Raw genomic sequence first — 20718 nt, 5'->3', positions numbered from 1 at the left:
ACCGGAAAAAGGGGTTGAGCGCTCCCCTCCGGCTTCCTAGGGTGTGGGGTACACGAGAAGGGAGGTGGTTCGGCAGATGTATGACAACCGGACGCGTGAGGTGGCTGCGGGCTAGCAGTCCGCCACCACAGCCAGTGCGGTGCCGGGCCAGCACGTGACAAGGCGTGCAGCCGGCCCAATCCCAAGCAGTCCACCCGACCCGCGAGCTCGCCGGTACGTCCGGCCGGCTCCTCCGCCCGGAGGCGGAGGACCCGAGCTCGCGGGTCGTCTGCGTTTCGGCGGCCGTCCGCGTCTCAGCGCCGGTAGAAGATCCGGTCGCCGTACTCCCGCAGCACGCGGCCGTTCCACTCGGGGCCGCCGTCGACGTTGCCGGAGCGCAGGAGCGGGGGTTCGATGCCGCGGGCGGCGAGGGTGGCGGCGGTGGTCGCGACGACGGCCTGCATCAGGGCGGTGGTGACGACCGTGGAGGCGGGGGCGAAGGGCGCGGGGATGGTGTCGAGGGTGAGTTCCGCGTCGCCGACCGCGATCTTGGAGTCCAGGACGATGTCGCAGTGGTCCTTGAGGAAGGTGCCGGAGGCGTGCCGGGACGTGGTCTGCGTGGCGTAGGCCAGCGAGGTGACGCCGATGACCCGCACGCCGAGGGCGCGGGCCTTGACGGCCATCTCCACGGGCAGGGCGTTGCGGCCGGAGAGGGAGATGATCACCAGCGCGTCGCCGGAGCGGATCGGTGCGGTGTCGAGGACGGCGCTCGCGAGGCCGTCGACGCGTTCGAGGGCGGAGCCGAGGGTGGCCGGGGTGACGTCGACGCCGACGACGCCGGGGACGGCGAGCAGGTTCATCAGGGCGAGGCCGCCCGCGCGGTAGACGACGTCCTGGGCGGCCAGCGAGGAGTGGCCGGCGCCGAAGGCGAACAGGCGGCCGCCGGCGGCGACGGTGTCGGCGAGCAGGGTGCCGGCCGCCGTGATCGACTCGGCCTCCTCCTCGCGGACCCGTTGCAGCAGGGTGATGGCGGCGTCGAAGAACAGGTCGGCAGGCGTGCCGTCGCTCATGCGGTGCCCCTTCGCAGCGTCTGTGTCGCGGATCACCGTGCGGTCTGGACCAGCGCGGTGTCAACACGGCCGCTGTGTCAGGCGCCGGTGTCGCCGTGATGACCTGTTCTGCGAGGGGTCGGGGGACTGTGCCTGGTACGCGGCTCCGCCGCGTGGGCGCGACCGGCCGCGGCGGACCCGCGCCCGGAGACGGCGAGGAGCCGCGCGGCGGCCCCCGTTTCCCCGGCGGCCCCCAGATGTCAGTGGGATCCGGCAGAATTGGTGCCAGGGCCAGCGCACGCGCCGGGCTGCCGGCAGAGGTAATCGAGGGGCACGTATGTCCGGACTGATCGACACCACGGAGATGTATCTCCGCACCATCCTCGAACTCGAAGAGGAAGGCGTCGTCCCCATGCGCGCCCGCATCGCGGAGCGGCTCGACCAGAGCGGGCCGACGGTGAGCCAGACGGTCGCGCGGATGGAGCGCGACGGCCTGGTGTCCGTGGCCAGCGACCGGCATCTGGAGCTGACCGACGAGGGCAGAAGGCTCGCCACGCGCGTGATGCGCAAGCACCGGCTGGCCGAGTGTCTCCTGGTCGATGTGATCGGCCTGGAGTGGGAGCAGGTGCACGCGGAGGCCTGCCGCTGGGAGCACGTGATGAGCGAGGCCGTCGAGCGGCGCGTGCTGGAGCTGCTGCGGCACCCGACCGAGTCGCCGTACGGCAACCCGATCCCGGGTCTGGAGGAACTGGGCGAGAAGGACGGCGCCGAGGCGTTCCTGGACGAGAGCATGGTCTCGCTGGCCGACCTGGATCCGGGCACGGACGGCAAGACGGTCGTCGTCCGCCGTATCGGCGAGCCGATCCAGACGGACGCGCAGCTGATGTACACGCTGCGGCGCGCGGGTGTGCAGCCCGGTTCGGTGGTGAGCGTGACGGAGTCGGCCGGCGGTGTGCTGGTGGGCAGCGGCGGCGAGGCGGCCGAGCTGGAGGCGGACGTCGCCTCGCATGTGTTCGTCGCCAAGCGCTGAGCAGGGGAAGACCCCGGCGCCTGGTGGCGCCGGGGCCTGTCCTCCCCTGTGCTGACCCGGAGCCCCGAGCTCTCAGGGTCATCCCCCTCGGACCGTTTTTCCCCGAGCGGTCCGCCTCCCGCCAGAAAAGATCCCCTGGGTGGCGGCGATCATTCCTTGAGGGGTGTCACTCGAATGAGGGGTGTTGTCCGCAGAGACAGATCTTTCGAATGGGTATTCGATAGTCTGCGGCGGCAGTACGACAGCGACAGCAGCGAGTTCGAGTACGGCGGTACGCCGGTACGAGGCAGGCGGAGCTGGGGGGTGCCAGGCCCATGGTGCGGCGCATGGACGTGACGGGAGCGGGCGGTGTGCGCCTGGCCGCCTGGGAGTTCGCCGACCCTCCCAAGACGGGCCCCGACGGGCCGGACGGCAGCCCGGCCCCCGGGCCCGGTGGTCCGGGCGTGCTGTTACTGCACGGTCTGATGGGCCGGGCCTCCCACTGGGCCTCGACCGCCCGCTGGCTCGCCGCCCGCCACCGCGCGGTCGCTCTCGACCAGCGCGGTCACGGCCAGAGCGAGAAGCCCCCGCAGGCGGCCTACACCCGCGAGGCCTATGTCGAGGACGCCGAGGCCGCCCTCGAACAGCTCGGTCTCGCCCCCGCGCTCCTCATCGGCCACGCCATGGGCGCGCTGACCGCCTGGCAGCTCGCCGCGAAGCGACCCGAACTGGTCCGGGGCCTGATCATCTGCGACATGCGGGCCTCCGCGCTGGGGGCCGCCTCGCAGCGGGAGTGGGCGGACTGGTTCAGGGCCTGGCCCGTGCCGTTCGCCACGCTCGCCGACGTACGCAAGTGGTTCGGTGCCGACGATCCGTGGGTGGAGCGGCCGAGTCCGGCCCGCGGCGCCTTCTACGCCGAGGTCATGCACGAGTCCGCGGACGGCTGGCGCCCCGTCTTCGAGCCGGAGCAGATGCTGCGGACCCGGGAGAGCTGGGTGCATGACGCGCACTGGGAGGAACTGGCGCAGGTGCGGTGCCCGGCGCTGGTGGTGCGGGGTGTGGACGGGGAGCTGGGGCGGGCGGAGGCGCAGGAGATGGTGCGGGTGCTTCCGGCGGGGGAGTACGCGGAGGTTTCTGACGCGGGGCATCTTGCGCACTACGAGGTGCCCTCGGCCTGGCGGGAGGCTGTCCAGCCGTTTCTTGACCGAGTGCTCGGGGATGTGAGCGCGTGAGCGTCTGCCGGGTTCGGTGCGTGGGCGGGTGCGGGTCCGTTGGTGGTTGCTCGCGCCCACGTGGCGGAGCCGCACATCGATACGGCCCCGCGCCCCTTGGCAAGCCGCAGGGTCCGGCGCTCACAGGCGCCCGGACCCCCCTAGCCCTTGCTGACGGCCGTCAGGATCTCCGGTAGCCGTGCTGCCGTTCTCGGAGCCGCCAGGCGCAGGCCCGCGAGAGTCAGACCGGTGCCGTACGCCGCCCCCGCCGGCAGGAGCAGCCACTCCCACCCCTTTGCGTCCGCGCTCACGTGGAGCCAGAGGGTGAGGGCGATGACGGGGGAGCACAGCAGGGCCGCCGCGATCATGCCGCCGAGGATGGAGATCCAGGCGAGGCCCGCCTGGCCCGGGGCGACGTTCTTGTGGCCCTCCTGGGGGATGGAGTACGGGAAGCGGGCCGAGGTCCAGGCGCCGGTCGCGAGCATCGCCCCGAGCAGCGCGAAGGACAGGCCCAGGACCTCCGGCAGCCGTGCCCAGTCGCCGAGCAGCGCTGTGGTCAGCACGGTCACGAGCGCCGCGTACGGCAGGGTGACCAGCAGCAGCGCCAGCGCCCGGCCGCGCAGTTCGGCGTGGGCGTCCCAGGGCGAGGAGATGGTGGTGGCCACCATCCAGAACGCGGAGGTGTCCTGCCCGAACTGGTTGTACATCTGGATGCCGAGCATCCCGGCCGCGAAGCACGCGAAGTAGACCGATCCCGTGCCCTGCACCGCGTTGAACACCGGCACGATCAGCCCGATGGCCAGCGCGGTGACCCAGGCGGCCTTGGTCTTCGGATCCCGCCAGAGGTAGCGCAGGCTGCGTTCCATGACCGTACCCGGGCGGCCCCGCGGCAGCAGCCGTCCGAGTCCGGTGGCCGAGCGGCCGCGCGCTCCGGCGTCGGCCGGCGGCAGTGTGGACGCGTCCGGCGCGGTCATCAGCCGGGAGAGGCTCCGCGCCCAGCCGGCGATCAGCGCCGCCAACCCGGCCGCCGTCACGGCGAGCTGGGCGAGCGCGATGCCGTACGAGCCCTCGCTCGCCGCGTGCACCGCCGCCACCGCCGACGCGGGCGGCACCCAGGACAGCACCTCCGCGACCGGCTGCAGGGGCCGCAGCCCGGCCGAACCCAGTTGCCGCGCGCCGAAGTTGACCAGCTGCGCCCCGATCGCGATCACCAGCCCGCTCAGCACGGCCAGATCGCGGCCCTTCCGGCTGGTCAGCAGCCGTACGTTGGCGGTGGCGACGGTCCGGGCCAGCGCCACGCAGACCAGCAGGGCGAGGACGACGGCGACGACGGCGCACGGATAGCCCGCCGCGCCGTGCGCCAGGGACAGCGCGCAGCCCGCGAGGACCAGCAGGGTGAACAGCGGGCCGGTGCCGGCCAGGGAGGCCGCGAGCAGCGCCCGGACCAGCGGCCGGGGCCGTAGCGGAAGCATGACCAGCCGGGTCGGGTCCAGTGTCTCGTCACCCGTCGGGAAGAACAGCGGCAGCACCGCCCAGCCCAGCGCCAGCACGGCCGTACCCGGTACGGCGACGGCGTCGGCGTGCGCGTGGCCGCGCAGCGTGAGCAGTCCCAGCAGTTGCAGCAGCGCGAACAGGACCGTGACGACCGCCGAGGCGACGAACGCGGCCCGCCGGCCCGCGGACTGCCGCAGCCCGTTCCGCAGCAGCGACAGTTTCAGCTGTACGAGGGTGGAGGTGAGGCTCGTCATCGGGCGGCCCCGCCGCCCAGCCAGTCCAGATCGGACCCGGTGTCCCGGCCGCTCGCCCCGACCAGCTCCAGGAACGCACCCTGGAGCGTCGGATGCGTGCCGCGTACCTCGGTCAGCGGGCCGGTCGCGCGGATCCGTCCGGCCGCCATCACGGCCACCCAGTCGCACAGCGACTCGACCAGCTCCATGACGTGGGAGGAGAAGACGACGGTGGCGCCGGAGGCCGTGTACCGCTCCAGGACGCCGCGGATGGTCTGCGCGGACACCGGGTCGACACCCTCGAACGGTTCGTCGAGGAAGAGCACGCCGGGATTGTGGAGGAGGGCGGCGGCGAGTCCGATCTTCTTGCGCATGCCGGTCGAGTAGTCCACGACGAGCTTGTGCTGGGCCCCGGCCAGGTCGAGGACGTCCAGCAGCTGGGTGGCCCGCTTGTCGACCTCGGCCCCCGGCAGCCCGCGCAGCCGCCCCGCGTACCCGAGCAACTCCCGCCCCGACAGCCGCTCGAACAGCCGCAGCCCCTCGGGAAGGACGCCGATCCTCGCCTTGACGGCCACGGGATCCCGCCACACGTCATGACCGACGACCTCGACGGTCCCGGCGTCGGGCCGCAGCAGCCCGGTCACCATCGACAGCGTCGTGGTCTTCCCGGCCCCGTTGGGCCCGACCAGCCCGATGAACTTCCCGGCGGGCAGGTCGAGATCGATCCCACCGACGGCAACTTGCTGCCCGAACTGCTTCCAGAGCCCTCGCACGCGCACCGCGACATCGGTCATGGAGGAAGGCTACGGTGCGGACAGCGCCCCGAGGGGGGCGCGGGGTTGACGGCTACCGGTCCCGCCCGCACGCGTACGCGAGCGGCGAGATCAACTCCTCCGCGTCCGGCAGCCACCGGTTCGCCGGCGTGGGCCGGCAGGCCCACTGCACAGCCCCCCGGGACCCGAACCGGGTCGGCGGAGCGGCCACATACGACCCCTCGCCCAGGACGGCCAGATCCAGGGACGGAAGCGACCACCCCAGCTTCCGCACCAGCTCCGGCACCTTCGCGGCCGCCCCCGGCAGCACGAAGAAGTTCATCCGCCGGTCGGGAGAGAGCGTCACCGGCCCGAGCGTCGACTCCATCCGCTCCATGCGGGCCAGCGCCAGAAACCCCGCGCTCTCCGGGACGGACAGCGCGTCGAACGTGCGCCCCGTCGGCAGCAGGATCGACGCCGTCGGCTGCTTCTGCCACATCCGGCGGGCGACGGTCGCGCTGCCGGTCGCCTGCGTCGCCCAGTCGGGGCGCGCGGGGTGCGCACCCGGCGCAGGGCAGGAGGCATCGCTGCACGAGCAGCGCTGCTGGCCGGCGACCGCTTCCAGCCAGGTGCCCGGGAACACGTCCCAGTGTCGTTCCTCGGCGTAGCGCACGGCGGCCTCCAGCAGCGATTCCCCGCGTTGCTTCGGAATCTGACCGGCAATCTGAGTGTTCTGGGCGCCCGCGATCGTCTCTTCCACGCCCCTCTCAACTCCCGCGCCCACCTGGAGTTACGGCTGGGCTGCGCGCGGGGGTGGAGCATCGATTCCGCAGTCGGGGCGCATGGGTGCACGGGTGGGGGCGCGCGGGAGGAAGCACGGCGCGAGCTGGGTAGCCAGGGAGGGGGTTGGCTGCCGTCGTTACCCCGGCAAACCGCACATGTCGCGCATTGACGGTATGTCAGCTGGGCAGTGATCTTTCCCGAACGGGTCACGCCCAGGGGATCGCAACGCAGGGGGTAGTACATGGCCGCAAGGCCTCTCGTGGCGAGGCAGCCGAACGAACGGCTGCAGGCGCTCATCCAGGAAGCGGGGTGCTCGAACGCCGGGCTGGCCCGGCGGGTCAACATGTGCGGCGCCGAGCACGGCCTCGACCTGCGCTACGACAAGACGTCCGTGGCCCGCTGGCTGCGCGGTCAGCAGCCGCGGGGCCGGGCCCCGGCGATCATCGCGGAGGCGCTCGGGCGCAAGCTCGGCCGTACGGTCACGATCGACGAGATCGGCATGGCCAACGGCAAGAACCTCGCCTCGGGGGTCGGTCTCCAGTTCTCGCCGACGGTACTGGGGGCCATCGAGCAGGTCTGCGAGCTGTGGCGCAGCGACGTGGGACGCCGGGACTTCCTGTCCGGCTCCTCCGTCGCCGCCTCCGCGCTGGTCGAGCCCAGCCGCGACTGGCTGATCTCGGCGCCGGACTCCCAGGTGGCCCGGCAGGCGGGCCCGCGGGTGGGGCAGGCCGACGTGGCGGCCGTACGGTCCATGACGCAGGCGCTGACCGACCTCGACCACCAGTACGGCAGCGGGCATGTCCGCCCGGTCGTCGTGCACTACCTCAACAGCGTCGTCTCCGGGCTGCTCGCGGGCTCGTACCGGGAGACGGTCGGGCGGGACCTCTTCGCGGCCGTGTCCCGGCTGACCGAGCTGGCGGGCTACATGGCGGTGGACACCGGGCAGCCGGGGCTGGCCCAGCGGTACTACATCCAGTCGCTGCGGCTCGCGCAGGCCGCCGGGGACCGGGGGTACGGCGGTTACGTCCTGGCCGCGTCCATGAGCCACCTCGCCGCGCAGCTCGGGAACCCGCGCGAGATCTCCCAGCTGGCGCGGGCGGCGCAGGAGGGGGCGCGGGGACATGTGACCCCGCGCGTGGAGGCGATGTTCCACGCGGCCGAGGCGCGCGGGCACGCCCTGCTCGGTGACGCCCGCGCGGCGCAGGCGTCCATCGGGCGGGCGGTGACCGCGATGGAGCAGGCCGACGACTCCGGCGCCGACGACCCGGTGTGGATCCGGCACTTCGACGAGGCGTATCTGGCCGACGAGCTGGCGCACTGCCACCGCGATCTCGGACAGGCCGAGCAGGCGGCCCGGTGCGCCGAGCAGTCGCTGAACGGACACCCCGAGACCCGGGTCCGCCGCCGTGCCATCGGCCATGTGCTGCTCGCCACGGCCCAGGTGCAGCAGCGTGAGATCGAACAGGCCTGCAGCACGGGCCTGAAGGCGGTGGAGCTGCTGGAGTCGCTGCGCTCCAACCGGGGCGCGGAGTATCTGGAGGATCTGCAGCAGCGCCTGGAACCCTTCCGGGAGGAGGCGGTGGTGCGGGAGTTCGGGGCGCGCCTCGACCTCCAGCAGGCGGCGTGAACACCGGCCCCGCGACCGCGTGAACGCACGGCGAACGGCACCCGGCGGTGTGCGGGTGCCGCATGCCGTGCCATACACAGCGCATCGCGGGGCGGTTTTGTTACCGCTGTCACAGGCAAGGAGATCGCGCCCTGAGCTGCATGGCACCCGGCTCGGGGGACCCGGTAGCGTGAGTCCGATTCACAAGGTCCCCCATTAGTAGGAGTCCCGGTGACGCAGAGTGGACGGGGCGAGGAGCCCTCGGCGCAGCCCGCGCGCGAAGGCATCGTGCTGCCCTCCGACGGCGGCGAGCCCTTGCTGCCCGGCATGACCGGCGCGCCCGCCCCCGCCGCCCCGGCCGGCGGTCAGGCCTGGAGCGGCTCCTGGGGGCCCGGGCAGCAGGCGCCCCAGCAGGGCCAGGGCTGGCCCCCGGCGGCGGCCCAGCAGTGGCAGGCACCGGACGCCCCGAACCAGCAGCTCCCGGCCGCGAACCCCGGCCCGCTGCCCCCGGAGGGCGCCCCGGCTCCGTCGTACGGCGGCCAGTCGCCGTCGTACGACCACCCCGGCGCCCAGGGCGGCGGCTACGGCGCCGCTCAGCAGCCCGGATACGGCACCTCCGCGCCGTACCAGCAGCACCACCAGGACCAGCAGCCCCCGCAGCCGCCGGCCGCCGCGCCGCTTCCGCCGGCCGTGCCGGACGCCTACCCGGCCGCCGGTGCCCCGCTGCCCCCGACGGCCGACGGCGCCACCCAGTACATCCCGCCGGTCCAGGCCGCCCCCGCCGACGAGGGCGCGACGCAGTACATACCTCCCGTACCGGCGGGCCCCGCCGAGGGCGCCACCCAGTACCTGCCGCCGGTACCGGCCGCGACGGACGAGGGCGCGACCCAGTACATCCCGCCGGTGGCCCCCGGCGCGCTGCCGCCCGAGTCCGCCGGCGAGGAGACGCGGTACCTCGGCCAGGTCCCGCGGCAGGCGCCGGCGCCCGTGCCGTCCGACTCGGAGGCCACCCAGTACATCCCGCCGTACGCCGCGCAGGCGCAGGGCGGGGACCGGCAGCCGCCGGCCGAGTTCGACAACCTCTTCCGCGGCGGCCCGGCGGACGGTGACGGCCCGGCCGGGTCCACCCAGCAGTTGCCGCGCGTCCAGCGGCCGGACGCCCACCCCGGCCCGGCGCAGCCCCCGTACGGCGCCCCCCAGCCGTCGTACGACTCCGGCTATGACGACGACCGGCCCCGCGGCCGCTCGCGGGTGCCGCTGATCGCCGCCGTCGGTGTCGGCATCGTCGTCATCGGTGTGGGCGCCGGCGTGCTGCTCAGCGGCGGTGGCGGCAAGGACCAGGGCAACGACGGCAAGACGGTCGCGGCCACCTCCCCGGCCCCCGGCCAGGGCTCCTCCGCGCCCGCCGACCCGGCCCGCCAGCAGGCGGTCGAGCTGGACAAGCTGCTCGCCGACAGCGGCAGCAGCCGCGCCTCGGTGATCGGGGCGGTGGCCGACGTCAGGAACTGCGACAACCTCGACCAGGCCGCCTCCGACCTGCGCGCCGCGGCCGGTCAGCGGGCCGGCCTTGTCACCCGGCTCGGCAAGCTGAGCGTCGACAAGCTGCCGGCCAGCGGCGACCTCACGGCCGCGCTGACCAAGGCCTGGCAGGCATCCGCCGCGGCCGACAACCACTACGCGGCCTGGGCCGGTCAGGCCAAGGGACGCAAGGTCTGCCGCAAGGGCCACGCCCGCGTCACGGACGAGACCCGGGCCGGCAACCGGGAGAGCGGCACCGCCAGCGTGCAGAAGGCGAAGGCGGCGGCGCTGTGGAACGCGATCGCGCGGAAGTACGGCCTGACCCAGCGCCAGCCCACCCAGCTGTGACCAGGGCCAGCCGGCTGTGACCAGGGCCACCCGGCTGTGACCAGGGCTGCGCCCCGGCTCTGAGGGACGCGCCGGCGGGCGTCACCGCACGTCGGCGTTCTCCAGCGTCTTCGTCATGTCGGTGATCCCGGCCCGGCCGCCGATGCCCCTGCGGGCCGCGACCAGGCTGCCGTCCTGCACCACCTGGAGGGTGACGTCGGCGTTGACCAGCCGCGGGAAGCCGACCGGGGCGAGCTTGCCCTCGTAGGGCCAGGCCAGGGTCGGGGTGAGCCCGCCGGTGGAGACCCGCAGGCCGTCGTTGAGGGTGCGCCGCACGCTGTCGGAACTCACCTCGCCGTCGCCGATCCTCTCCAGTACGGCCTTCAGCACGGTGTAGGCGATCCAGGTGGTCTGCACTCCGGCGTCCGCGGGGTCGATGCGGTTGTCGCCGAAGGCCTCTTCGTTGATCACCTTCTTCATCGGGTCCCACCGGGCGTCGGACGCCGGCGGATACCAGCCGGCGATGTACGCCCCCTCGTACGGCCCCGTCGCGCCGCCCGTGGCGTTGATCACGGTCTGGTCGACGCTGCCGAGCACGGTCCCGAGCCGTACCCCGGGGTAGTTCTCGCGTGCCCGCCGGAAGGAGTCCATGAAGGTGTCGGTGCGGTCGCCGAGCGCGGGCACCACACAGCCCTCCCGCACTCCGCCCTTGGTGGCGTACCGCAGTGCCTGATCGGCCTGGTCGCCGTACTCGGTGGCGTCCTCGGCGGCGAGGTGGTCGCCCGCGTTCGCGTGTTTGCCCTCCTTGAGGCCGGAGTCGAGCAGCGCGGGCAGCTCGTCGCCGGCGATGCTGTCCGGACGCACCAGGGCGACGTTGCCGCAGGTGTCGGCGAGCGCCCTGCCGAGACCGGCGAGCAGCGCGGGCTGGCCGCCGTTGACCGGGTACGACATCTGGCCGGTGAACTCGTCGTTGGTGACGCCGTAGCCGCCGATGTAGGGAATGCCGGCGCCCTCCAGCGGGGCGAGGTAGGAGTCGCCGAACTGGCTGTAGGAGCCGACGACCGCGACGACGTTCTCCTGGGCGGCGCGCCGGGCGCACTTGGCGGCGCCCACGCTGTCGTTGTGGTCGTTGCAGGTCAGGACCTGGAGCTTGTGGCCGTTTATGCCACCGTGCGCGTTGATCCACCTGGCGTAGGCGAGGGCCATCGCGGGCATGCCGGGCTTGTTGGTGGCGTCGGTGTCCTGCGGGGCCCAGGTCATGACCTTGACCGGGTCGCCCCCGGCGCCCCCCGTGACGCCGGGGACGACCCCGCATCCGGCGGTGAGCGACGCACAGAGGGCCACGGCGCCGGCGGACAGCGCGGTGGCTCTGCCGGGGCGGAGGGTCGAGTGGAGGAACGGACTAACGGTGCGTCGCCTGCCGGTCATGCACACGCACGATTCCCTCACACCGCTAACCGGGAAGTGACCCACGGTCAACGAAGGGTGACAGCGAGGTGAATTACAGGGGGTGGTGAGGCCGGTGTGACAGGGAAACGTACGATCGATGACCGTGCAAGGTTCGGAGAACTCTTCCCGTCGCGGCCGTCGCTCCTCCACCATGGGCGGCATGGCCCTAAGCGACATGCCGTGGTGGCGCTGGCGCAGCAATGTGCGCTCGGCGCTGCACATGCTCTCCGACCCGGTGTTCCAGCGCGACGTCTGGCTGGCCGGCGTGGACGGGTACGGCGACGTCACCGACGCCGTCTACCGGCTGGTGGAGGACACCTGGCTGGACAACTGGTCCGCGGAGAAGTACGTCGGCACGATATTCCGGGACTCGCAGGAGGCGGCGCTCGTCGACACCGCCGTGCTGCGGGTGCTGCGGATCATGCACCAGGTCGGCCCGGACGCGCCGGTCTCCGCGTACCTCGACCACCAGGGGTGGCCGGAGGCGGTGCGGGCGGCGCGGGACGCGCACCTGCGCCTCGCGGCGAGCGACGGGGACGATCCCGACACCCCTCCCCGGAGCCTTGAGGTGCTGCGGATCATGACGAGGTCCGCGTAGGCGGGGGCCGGGCTTTCCCGGGCCGGCGCCCGGCGGGCCGTCCACACCCGTCCCGTCCTGCGGGACGATTGCCCACGCGCCGTGGCCGTATGGGACCCTGTGGTGCATGAACGAGCAGTCCGCGTCCGTCGCCGCACCGGGCGACCAGTACGTCCTCACCCTCTCCTGCCCGGACAAGCAGGGCATCGTGCACGCCGTGTCGAGCTATCTGTTCATGACCGGCTGCAACATCGAGGACAGCCAGCAGTTCGGCGACCGCGACACGGGTCTGTTCTTCATGCGCGTCCACTTCTCGGCGGAGGCGCCGGTGACCGTGGAGAAGCTGCGGGCGAGCTTCGCGGCGATCGGTGACTCCTTCCACATGGACTGGCAGATCAACCGGGCCGACGCGAAGATGCGGATCCTGCTGATGGTCAGCAAGTTCGGGCACTGCCTGAACGACCTGCTGTTCCGGGCCCGGATCGGCGCGCTGCCGGTGGAGATCGTGGGCGTGGTCTCCAACCACACCGATTTCGAAGAGCTGGTGGGGTCGTACAACATCCCCTTCCACCACATTCCGGTGACGAAGGACACGAAGGCGGACGCCGAGGCGAAGCTGCTGGACATCGTGCGCGAGCAGGGTGTCGAACTGGTCGTCCTCGCCCGCTACATGCAGGTCCTCTCGGACGACCTGTGCAAGCAGCTCAGCGGCCGGATCATCAACATCCACCACTCCTTCCTGCCGAGCTTCAAGGGCGCGAAGCCGTACCACCAGGCGCACGCCAGGGGTGTCAAGCTCATCGGGGCGACCGCGCACTATGTGACCGCCGACCTGGACGAGGGGCCGATCATCGAGCAGGAGGTCGAGCGGGTGGGGCACGACGTCACACCGGACCAGCTGGTCGCGATCGGGCGGGACGTGGAGTGCCAGGCGCTGGCGCGGGCGGTGAAGTGGCACGCGGAGCGGAGGATCCTGCTCAACGGGCGCCGGACGGTGGTGTTCGCCTGACCCGCGTGGACGGCCGGTTCGCCGCCGTCCACCGGGACATGCCGGGGAGCGTCAGCCGAGGGTTCCGGGCGGGAACACGCTGAAGGTGCGCGCGCGCACCCCGAGTCCGGTGTCACCGTCCAGACCGGCGTCGTCGTCCCAGGTGATGAGCGCGGTCTCCGCGGGCTCGCCGAAGGCCGTGGCGGTGCAGGTGTTGAACCGGCGCCCGGAGCTCGCCGAGCTGACCCGTACCGGGTCGGTGAGCCGGCCCTCGGTCTCCGAGCAGACCACGGCCATCACGGTGGGCACCGTGCTGAACGTGTCGGCGCTCTCCTCGATCCAGGTCAACAGGAAGCGTCCGGACGGAAGGTGCGCCAGGGACGGCGCGGACCGGGTGAAGTGCTCGGGGTTGCCGGCGCTGAAGTCGATCACCTTGGAGCCGTCGGTGTTGAAGATGTTCGCCCTCACCGTGGTCTGTGGCTTCCCCAGGTCGCTGTCCGGGTGGTGGGAGACGGTCGCAGCGACGAACTGCCCGCTGTCCAGGAGCGTTGTCGCGTTGACTCCCTGGAAGCCGCTCACGTTCGGTGCGATCTCGCCGGTCAGCGCGTTTCCCTCGAAGTCGAAGAACCGGAGGTTGAGCCGGTTCCCTCCGATTGCGTGGGGGTCCGTCGTCCAGGCGGCCACCCAGTCGCCGTTCAGAAGGGTCGTGCTGGCGGGATTGAGGTGGAAGCCCTCGGTCGTGTTGACGGCCAGCTCCTCCCCGTTCGGCTGTCCGTCCGGGCTGAAGTGCCGCGCGCGGATGCGCCGGTCCGCCCGGGTGCCCGCCCAGGTGACCAGGACACCCCCGTCGACCATGGGCGAAAGGACCGGCTGGCCGTCGGAGTCGGCCTCGTTCGTGACCACTGCCGCCGGTCCGGCCGGGTGCCCGTCGGAGAGGCGCTGGAGCTTCACCGATGACACGCCGGGCGTGCTCAACGGTGTCTCCAGCCATACGGCGAACTGCTGGTCCCCCATCGACAGGACGGACGGCCACCGCGGGCGGACCTGTACGCCCCCCGCGGGCTGGGTGCTGACCGGGAACTCGTCGTCGAGCGGGGTGCCCGCGGCACCCACGAACCGGCCCTTGACGGTGAAGTCGTGCTCATCCGCCCACAGCGTCAGGTATTCGATGCCGAGGACGGAGGTGGCGGCAGGCATGTGCTGCTCACCGGTCTTGGTCGCGTTGAGTCCAAATTCGGCCATGACGGCGACCCATCTCGGGAGACGGAGAGGGAGTGGGGCGACCGGCCGAGCCCTAGGCAATCAGGGTCTCACGACCACAAGCACCCTGCATCCGGGGCGAATCCGGCTCCGCGCCGAAACCGCGGACAGCCCCTACATCCGGCTCAACGACGCGGCGGCGAACAGTACGTCCCTGATCGCGTCCCGGTCCCCGGCCTGCCCGGCCGCCGCCTCCTCCGGAGGAATGTGGCCCGCGGCCAGCTGGCAGAACTCCGTGCCGTCCAGGGCCACATGCGCCACCTCCAGGTCCGCGGAGCCCCGTGCCGCCGGGGAGTCCAGCGGAATCAGCCACTCGCCGCCGCCCGAGCCCTCGATCTCCAGGCGCAGGCTGCGGCCGGGCTCGCCGGCGAGGCCCAGGTGGCGTCCCCGGGTGGGCGAGGCCAGCCCCTGCTGACGGCGTTCCGCCAGGGCGGCGGGCAGCATACGGGCCGCGAGGTCGATCATCCTGTTCAGATGACGCGGCGCGGGCGGCTCGTACGGGTAGTCCACCGCCTCCGCGATGTCCTCGGCGTGGATCCAGCACTCGAAGGCCCGGTCCAGCATCGCGTCGTGCAGCGGCAGCTCGAAGTCGCCGTACGACACGGCGAGTCCGCCCGCGTGGCCGCCGGTGAAGGACACCGACCGCACCAGGCTGTGGCTCTGCTCCCGCCAGGGCCCTTGCACCGAGCCGGTGGGCGGGAAGCGGGAGGTCCGCCAGTACGCCTCGGTGCGCGCGGCCGGGCTTCTCGCCTGCTGCTGCGCCGCCCCGGCGCCCTCGGCCCCGGTGATCCCGGCCCCGGTGATCTCGGCCAGCGGGTCCTCCAGACCGAGCGCGACGGCGATCAGCCCGTCCACGGACAGCAGGTGCGCGATCACCCCGGCCACGGTCGTACGCCGGTTCCGCGCGCCGTCGGCCGCGAACCACCGCAGCCGCACCGGCGCATGCCACTCCGCGCCCCCGAAGTCCTGCAGCAGGGCGTCCAGACGGGCGGTCTCGGCGTCGTACGGCGCCGCCCACTCCGGCACGGGTATGCGCGGAGGCCGGCGCTCCAGGCAGCTCCCCAGGACGCGGGTGCGCAGCCCGGGATCCAGGTCGAGGGTCTCCGGCTGGTGCAGCAGGCCGACCGCCTCGCGCAGCCGGCGGGCCTCGTCGGCGCAGCTGCCGCACGAGCCGAGGTGGTCCTCGACGGCCGCCGTCTCCGCCGCCGAACAGGCGGCCAGCGCCCAGGCGCCGAGCAGCGATTTCAGGATGTCGTGCGGCAGGTCGAGCGGCACGGGCGCGGGGTCGGTGAGCTCGGGCAGCGGCAGCCCGCCGTCCTCGACGGAGGCGCGGGGCGTCGGTATGCGCGCGGGCCGGTCCGGCTCGGGTGCGCCGGCTCCGTCCGGGTCATGACCCGAGCCGCCGGCGCCGTCGAACCCCTCGCGCGGCTTCTCCTCCTCCTGCCCACCGCGCTCCTGCCCACCGCGCTCCTGCCCACCGCGCTCCTGTCTGCGGTGCTCCTGCCCCCCGCGCTCCTGCCTGCCATGCTCCTGTCCGCCGTGCTCGTCGGGGGCCTCGAACCCTCCCGCTCCGCTCACACCGCACCTCCGTGTCCCGGCGGTGTCCCGGCGTCATGGGCGGTGGAGAGCAGTTGCAGGCCGAGGCGGAGCCGGCGCCGGGCCTCGTCCTCGGTGACACCGAGGTCGGCGGCGGTCTGGCGGTAGTCGCGGCGCTGGAAGTAGGCCAGGTCGAGGGCGCGCCGCAGCGGGGCGGGCATGGAGTGGACGATGTAGTCGGCGCGGGCGGCGACCGAGGCGCGGCGCACCTTGCGCTCCAGCTCCGCCAGGGAGCCGCCGCCCCGCGGCAGCGCCGCGGTCTCGCTGTCGCGCAGCCGCTGCACGGCGAGCCGGTGGGTCACCCCGGCGACCCAGGTGCGCAGCGGGCCCTTCCTGGGGTCGTAGGTCTCCGGGTGTTCCCACAGGTGCGCGAAGACCTCGCGGGTGAGGGCGTCGGCGGCCTTCTCGTCGCCGAGGACGCGGTGGGCGAGGCCGTGCACGAGTGAGGCGAACCGGTCGTACATCTCGCCCAGGGCGGCTGCCTCGCCGCGGGCGAGCCGCTGCTGCATCCTGCGGTCCCCGCGGGGCGGTACGTCCTTCGTGGCCATGCGGTCCCCTCCCCTCACCCGTGTCCAGCCTGTCGGCACCGTCTTCCCGAATGTAGTCGGCACCTCTGACAGTGCACGCCCCTTTGTGTCAATGTGCGCCCCTCGAAGCACCGCTGGTGATAGTGCCCTTTTCACACAACCTTCACACGGGCTGTGCGCACCTCTGATCGAACAGGATCGGGAGTGACTGAAACGAGCCCCTTGTTGATCATGTCTGGTTTGCTGCTCGACGTTTCAGGGAACGGCCGCTGGGCAGCCGCGCGGAAGCAAGCGTAGGAACTGCTTCCGTTTCCGGGCGGTTCCGGGATCCGGCGAGCGGAGGGGCATGGCCGTGGCATTCAACGTGACCGGCGTCGAACAGGGCGAGTGGGCCGTGCTCCGGGTGACCGGGGAACTGGACCTGATGACCTCGCCGGTTCTGCGCCAACGGGTGCACGACGTCGTGGCCGAGGGGCATCACAGCCTCGTCGTCGACCTCTCCGACGTGTTCTTCTGCGACTCCAGCGGGGTCGGTGTCCTCATCGCCGCCCGCAGGCTCATCCGCTCCTGCCAGGGCCGCCTCAGGCTGATCCTGCCCGACCGGGGCGCCGACGACGGCTCGCACGTCAACCGGGTCCTCGGCGCGCTCGGGGTCCGCCGCCTCTTCGACGTACGCCCCGATCTCGCGTCCGCGACGACCGACGAGGCGGACCCGCTCTCCGCGTGAGAGCCACCGGAGTGTTCGCGGCAAGGACACACTGTTGTCGCAGAACTCCCCCGGTCCTGGCACAACCGCCGGATTCCCGCCGTCCGACGGACCTCCGCGTCATACGCTCGCTCGCAGAACGACCCCACGCAGACGTAAGGCGGCCCAACAGACATGGTCAGCACCGAGTACGAACGCAGGATCGCCGCCCGGTTCGCCACCTTCGACCAGGACGGCAACGGCTGGATCGACCGCGAGGACTTCAGCTCGGCGGCCAAGGCGCTGCTCGCCGAGTTCTCCGTCACCGCCCGCTCCGACAAGGGGCAGGCGCTGTACGCCGGCGCGGAGGCGTTCTGGCAGGGCATGGCCGGGATCGCCGACCGGGACGGCGACCAGCGCATCACGCGCGAGGAGTTCGTCACCGGCGCGGTCAAGCGGCTGCGCGACAACCCCGAACGCTTCGCCGAGATCGCCCGCCCCTTCCTGCACGCGGCCCTGGCCGTCGCGGACACCGACGGGGACGGCCGGGTAACGGCCGCGGACACCGTACGCGTGCTGCGGGTGTTCCACGTGCCGGAGGAGACCGCCCGGACGGTCGCCGCCGCACTGGACACCGACGGCGACGGCCTGGTGGGCGAGCCGGAGATCGTCCCGGCGTTCGCGCACTACTTCACCGTCCCGGCATAACCGCCGTCCCCTTGCCAGGGGCCCGCTCCCCGCGACTTCGCAGTCGCCCTCGAAGCGCTCGTGCCCCTTCGCGCCGGGGCCCTGACCGTGTCGTACAGGGGCGCCGCGGGTATATCCGCAAGGGATATCCGTGAGCCTCTCGGAGGAGCAGATGCAGCCCCAGGGTTCCGCTACCCCCCAGATACCTCCTGGTGCACAGGTGCCTCAGCGTCAAATCGAACACGAGATAGCCACCTTGTTTGAGGAATACCGGACCTTACGCGAAGAAGTCACACAACGCGTCGCATCGCGCATGCAGATGATCGGGTTCGCCGGCATCATCTCCGCCTTGCTGGCTGTGTCGAACAAACGCGCCTTCAGTGCCCCGACCGTGTACATCGCCGTTCTCGTCCTGTTGCTGGCCGTGCTGTGGTTACGCGGATTCAACAGGGCGATCCAGCGCATCGGGCGGCACCTGCGCACGCTTGAAGCACGCATCAACACGCTGGCCACGCAGGCGTGGGGAGCACCCGACGCACTGCTCACCTGGGAAACCGGGACCCAGGACGGAAGGATGCGAGTGCGGGGACTGCCTGGCCGGGTTGGCCGCCTCGGAGGCTGGTACGTGCCATGACGTACCTGCCATGACGTTCGGCCAACACTTGCGCCGGCATACGCCGTCCAACGCATGGCCGGTAGTGCAGGATGTGACCCATGGCAACAGTTGTGGCCTTTCACGCCCACCCCGACGACGAGGTGCTGATGACAGGCGGCACTCTGGCGCGAGCTGCCGCGGAGGGGCACCGGGTGGTGATCGTTGTGGCCACCGATGGCGCGACGGACGCTGTCGAACCGGACGAACCGCCCCGCATGAGAGAGCTCCGCGCCAGTGCGGCAGTGCTGGGGGCGGCTCGCGTAGCGCACCTGGGATACGCGGACAGCGGAAACGGGAAGGTGCTCAGTGCGGATCCGCCGGACCGGATGCGGTTCGCGCGCGCCGACCCGCAAGAAGCCGCCGAGCGGCTTGCCGCGATCCTCCGCGAGGAACGGGCACAGGTGCTTCTGAGCTACGACGCCAACGGGGGCTACGGTCATCGCGATCACGTCAGAGTGCATGAGGTCGGAAAGCGCGCCGCAATCCTGGCCGGCGTGGAGCAGGTGTTTGAAGCGACGATTCCGCGTGACCTGGTGGCCCGGGTTCTGAAGTTCGCGGACTGGTTGAGGCTACCCGTCCGACATGACGCCGTGGCTCCCGGCACCGCTTATAGCGCGCGCTCTGTCATCACGCACCGAGTGAACGTGGCAAAATTCGCCCGGCAGAAGCAGGCGGCACTCGCCGCACACCAGTCCCAGGTGAACGGGACTGGTCGTCTGGCTCCCGTCATGCGGGTACTGATCCGGCTCCCCGCCCCCCTGTTCGGGGTCCTGCTCGGCCGGGAATGGTTCATCGACTCCACGGGCACGGCATCATCCGACGTGGTGGGCATCTTCGACGGCGCTCGGAAGGCGATGTGACCGTGGTTGTCCGCTCTTACGGGCAGCCATCCGGCGAAGCCTCCCGCCTGCACCAGCCTCACTTGCCGGCTTCAGGGCCGTACCACTGAAGTGCCTGGCCGGTGACGGCGGCGATGCACTCGAAGTCCCGGTCGCGGTGCAGCAGGGTGAGCCCCTGCAACTCGGCCGTGGCGGCCACCACCAAGTCGACGGCCCCGGCGCTGCGGTGCTGTCCGCGCTGGGTGAGAAGCTCCTGGACCCGCCAGGCTCGATCGTAGGCGCGGTCGTCGACCGGCACCCAGCCGAAGAGCAGGCGCATGTCCTCGATGCCTTGTGCGCGGTCGGCAGGGGAACGCGCGCTGTAGAAGAACTCCAGCTCGGTGATGGGGCACGTGGCGATGAGCCCGGCGGCTGCCGCCTGGTCCCATCCGTACCGCTCGGCGTCGCCGCGCAGCAGTCGGGCGAGCGCACTGGTGTCGATGAGGTATTGCGCGGCGTTCACCGGCGGTAGTTCCCCTTGTCCTCGAAGAGGTCGAGGTCGAAGGCGCCCTCTTCCGCCGACGCACGTAGGCGGGTGAGCGCCAGGGCCCGCCGCCGGTTCTCCAGCACCTCGCGCAGCGCGGTGTTGACCGTCTCCTTCTTGGTGCTGGTACCGAGGGCCTTGGCCACGTCCGCCAACAGCTGATCGTCCAGATCGATCACGGTTCGGCTCATGCATGCACCTCCATAGATATCAATAGTGCCATCCAATATATCTCGATCTATGTGACCGCGTCCAGGGCGCGGCCCGGCGGAATGCGCTCCCCGCGCAGGCGCGATGCCGTGAGCGTCGATGTGGATTCCCGACCGCGCGTTCCGGGGTGTCGGCAGTCGGTGCGATGCTGGCAGCGGAGAGGGGGGGGAGTCATGGGCGTCGGGGGAGGCCGGCTCCGGTCGGTGGGCCGGGTTCTGGCGTGGGCCGGTGTGGTGGTGGTGCCGGTCGGGCTGGCGTGCGCAGTCGGGTTCCAGCTGTGGCCGTGGGGATCCGGGACGGGGTGGGAGGACGGGGAGGCGGATCTCGCTGTCGTCGGCGCGTACGCGGTCCTGGTCTTCGTGCTGGATCACGGATCCTTCCGCGGCAGGGACGGCCGTGAGGCGCGTGAGGCGGCCGTCGTCGCCGCGGCGGCGCTGGCCTTCCTGGCAGGCGCACTGGGGGCGAGCCAGGATGCGGTGCACGAGTGGCGGGCCGCCCACGTCCCGACCGTGCCGGTCACCGCATCCCTCGACGGATGCCGTGAGCTCACCAGCGGCACCTCAGCAGACACGACGGTGTACCGCTGCCAGTACCACTGGTCGTTCCAGGGCCATCCCCGGCAGGAGGAACGCGACGCCAAGAACCTCTACCCGGACGGCCACACCCTGACGGTCCTGATGGACCCGGCCACCGGCGACCTCGTCGACACCGGCCCGAGCAGGTTCTGATCCCGCTCCGTCCCAGGTGGGCGTGAGCGAGGT

General features: G+C 72.0%; 21 protein-coding genes. 11 read left to right on the top strand and 10 right to left on the bottom strand.

Features of this window, described 5'->3' with window-relative positions; all coding sequences use genetic code 11:
• Positions 1-293 precede the first annotated feature (293 nt).
• A complete protein-coding gene (locus ABT171_RS03850) occupies positions 294-1049 on the bottom strand; it encodes an SIS domain-containing protein (protein ID WP_351239472.1) in 756 nt (251 codons plus the stop codon).
• Between the two features lie 316 nt (positions 1050-1365).
• Between ABT171_RS03850 and ABT171_RS03845 the strand changes: the two genes are divergently transcribed.
• Together ABT171_RS03845 and ABT171_RS03840 are read left to right on the top strand one after the other, a co-directional pair.
• Entirely contained in the window at positions 1366-2058 is a 693-nt protein-coding gene (locus tag ABT171_RS03845; protein ID WP_351239470.1) for an iron-dependent transcriptional repressor DtxR, read from the top strand.
• Between the two features lie 314 nt (positions 2059-2372).
• Positions 2373-3269, top strand: a complete 897-nt coding sequence (locus tag ABT171_RS03840; RefSeq protein WP_351239468.1) for an alpha/beta fold hydrolase — start codon at positions 2373-2375, stop codon at positions 3267-3269.
• A 140-nt stretch (positions 3270-3409) separates the two neighbouring features.
• On the opposite strand, the gene ABT171_RS03835 is transcribed toward ABT171_RS03840, so the two are convergent.
• Genes ABT171_RS03835 through ABT171_RS03825 form a run of 3 tightly spaced genes read right to left on the bottom strand, consistent with a single transcriptional unit; the run spans position 3410 to position 6487 of the window.
• Positions 3410-4996 carry a transporter gene (locus ABT171_RS03835; protein ID WP_351239466.1) on the bottom strand — a complete coding sequence of 529 codons (1587 nt, stop codon included), beginning with the start codon at positions 4994-4996 and terminating at the stop codon, positions 3410-3412.
• A complete protein-coding gene (locus ABT171_RS03830) occupies positions 4993-5769 on the bottom strand; it encodes an ABC transporter ATP-binding protein (protein ID WP_351239464.1) in 777 nt (258 codons plus the stop codon). The genes ABT171_RS03835 and ABT171_RS03830 overlap by 4 nt, the downstream gene beginning before the upstream one ends.
• Positions 5770-5821: 52 nt before the next feature.
• Positions 5822-6487, bottom strand: coding sequence for a bifunctional DNA primase/polymerase (locus ABT171_RS03825; RefSeq protein ID WP_351239462.1), 666 nt, complete (start codon positions 6485-6487; stop codon positions 5822-5824).
• Positions 6488-6751: 264 nt separating this feature from the next.
• Between ABT171_RS03825 and ABT171_RS03820 the strand changes: the two genes are divergently transcribed.
• Both ABT171_RS03820 and ABT171_RS03815 read left to right on the top strand, forming a co-directional pair.
• Positions 6752-8137: an NsdA family TPR-like regulatory protein gene (locus ABT171_RS03820; RefSeq protein ID WP_351239460.1), complete on the top strand. Its 1386-nt coding sequence runs from the start codon at positions 6752-6754 to the stop codon at positions 8135-8137.
• A 210-nt stretch (positions 8138-8347) separates the two neighbouring features.
• Positions 8348-9982, top strand: coding sequence for a hypothetical protein (locus tag ABT171_RS03815; RefSeq protein WP_351239458.1), 1635 nt, complete (start codon positions 8348-8350; stop codon positions 9980-9982).
• 81 nt (positions 9983-10063) lie between these two features.
• Here the strand turns inward: ABT171_RS03815 and ABT171_RS03810 are convergent, their stop codons facing one another.
• Complete coding sequence (locus ABT171_RS03810; RefSeq protein ID WP_351239456.1) at positions 10064-11389, bottom strand: ABC transporter substrate-binding protein; 1326 nt, start codon at positions 11387-11389, stop codon at positions 10064-10066.
• A gap of 118 nt (positions 11390-11507) precedes the next feature.
• Between ABT171_RS03810 and ABT171_RS03805 the strand changes: the two genes are divergently transcribed.
• Together ABT171_RS03805 and purU are read left to right on the top strand one after the other, a co-directional pair.
• Positions 11508-12008, top strand: a complete 501-nt coding sequence (locus ABT171_RS03805; protein ID WP_351239454.1) for an SCO4402 family protein — start codon at positions 11508-11510, stop codon at positions 12006-12008.
• A gap of 106 nt (positions 12009-12114) precedes the next feature.
• Positions 12115-12996 (top strand): formyltetrahydrofolate deformylase, encoded by an 882-nt coding sequence (gene purU, locus ABT171_RS03800; RefSeq protein WP_351239452.1) that lies wholly within the window; start codon positions 12115-12117, stop codon positions 12994-12996.
• Positions 12997-13047: 51 nt separating this feature from the next.
• Here purU and ABT171_RS03795 read toward each other — a convergent pair whose 3' ends face one another.
• The 3 genes from ABT171_RS03795 to ABT171_RS03785 all read right to left on the bottom strand — a co-directional run bounded on the left by ABT171_RS03795 (position 13048) and on the right by ABT171_RS03785 (position 16379).
• Complete coding sequence (locus ABT171_RS03795) at positions 13048-14217, bottom strand: hypothetical protein (protein WP_351239450.1); 1170 nt, start codon at positions 14215-14217, stop codon at positions 13048-13050.
• A gap of 132 nt (positions 14218-14349) precedes the next feature.
• Positions 14350-15813 (bottom strand): zf-HC2 domain-containing protein, encoded by a 1464-nt coding sequence (locus tag ABT171_RS03790; RefSeq protein ID WP_351239448.1) that lies wholly within the window; start codon positions 15811-15813, stop codon positions 14350-14352.
• Positions 15810-16379 carry a sigma-70 family RNA polymerase sigma factor gene (locus ABT171_RS03785; RefSeq protein ID WP_351239446.1) on the bottom strand — a complete coding sequence of 190 codons (570 nt, stop codon included), beginning with the start codon at positions 16377-16379 and terminating at the stop codon, positions 15810-15812. The genes ABT171_RS03790 and ABT171_RS03785 overlap by 4 nt, the downstream gene beginning before the upstream one ends.
• A 325-nt stretch (positions 16380-16704) precedes the next feature.
• Here ABT171_RS03785 and ABT171_RS03780 point away from each other — a divergent pair, with 325 nt between their 5' ends.
• The 4 genes from ABT171_RS03780 (at position 16705) to ABT171_RS03765 (ending at position 19245) form a co-directional block, all read left to right on the top strand.
• Positions 16705-17085, top strand: coding sequence for an STAS domain-containing protein (locus tag ABT171_RS03780; RefSeq protein ID WP_351239444.1), 381 nt, complete (start codon positions 16705-16707; stop codon positions 17083-17085).
• 153 nt (positions 17086-17238) lie between these two features.
• Positions 17239-17751, top strand: coding sequence for an EF-hand domain-containing protein (locus ABT171_RS03775; RefSeq protein WP_351239442.1), 513 nt, complete (start codon positions 17239-17241; stop codon positions 17749-17751).
• 130 nt (positions 17752-17881) lie between these two features.
• Complete coding sequence (locus ABT171_RS03770; protein WP_351239440.1) at positions 17882-18364, top strand: hypothetical protein; 483 nt, start codon at positions 17882-17884, stop codon at positions 18362-18364.
• 80 nt (positions 18365-18444) lie between these two features.
• A complete protein-coding gene (locus tag ABT171_RS03765; protein ID WP_351239438.1) occupies positions 18445-19245 on the top strand; it encodes a PIG-L deacetylase family protein in 801 nt (266 codons plus the stop codon).
• 58 nt (positions 19246-19303) lie between these two features.
• Here the strand turns inward: ABT171_RS03765 and ABT171_RS03760 are convergent, their stop codons facing one another.
• Together ABT171_RS03760 and ABT171_RS03755 are read right to left on the bottom strand one after the other, a co-directional pair.
• On the bottom strand, positions 19304-19726 hold the full coding sequence (locus ABT171_RS03760; RefSeq protein ID WP_351239436.1) for a PIN domain nuclease: 423 nt from the start codon (positions 19724-19726) through the stop codon (positions 19304-19306).
• On the bottom strand, positions 19723-19938 hold the full coding sequence (locus tag ABT171_RS03755) for a type II toxin-antitoxin system VapB family antitoxin (protein WP_351239434.1): 216 nt from the start codon (positions 19936-19938) through the stop codon (positions 19723-19725). Before ABT171_RS03755 ends, ABT171_RS03760 begins: the two co-directional genes overlap by 4 nt.
• Before the next feature lie 192 nt (positions 19939-20130).
• Between ABT171_RS03755 and ABT171_RS03750 the strand changes: the two genes are divergently transcribed.
• Entirely contained in the window at positions 20131-20685 is a 555-nt protein-coding gene (locus ABT171_RS03750) for a hypothetical protein (RefSeq protein ID WP_351239432.1), read from the top strand.
• Positions 20686-20718 lie beyond the last annotated feature (33 nt).

This window comes from Streptomyces sp. NPDC001851, assembly GCF_040297165.1.
Taxonomy (GTDB): Bacteria; Actinomycetota; Actinomycetes; order Streptomycetales; family Streptomycetaceae; genus Streptomyces.
This window is presented reverse-complemented; position numbering and strand designations above follow the sequence as displayed.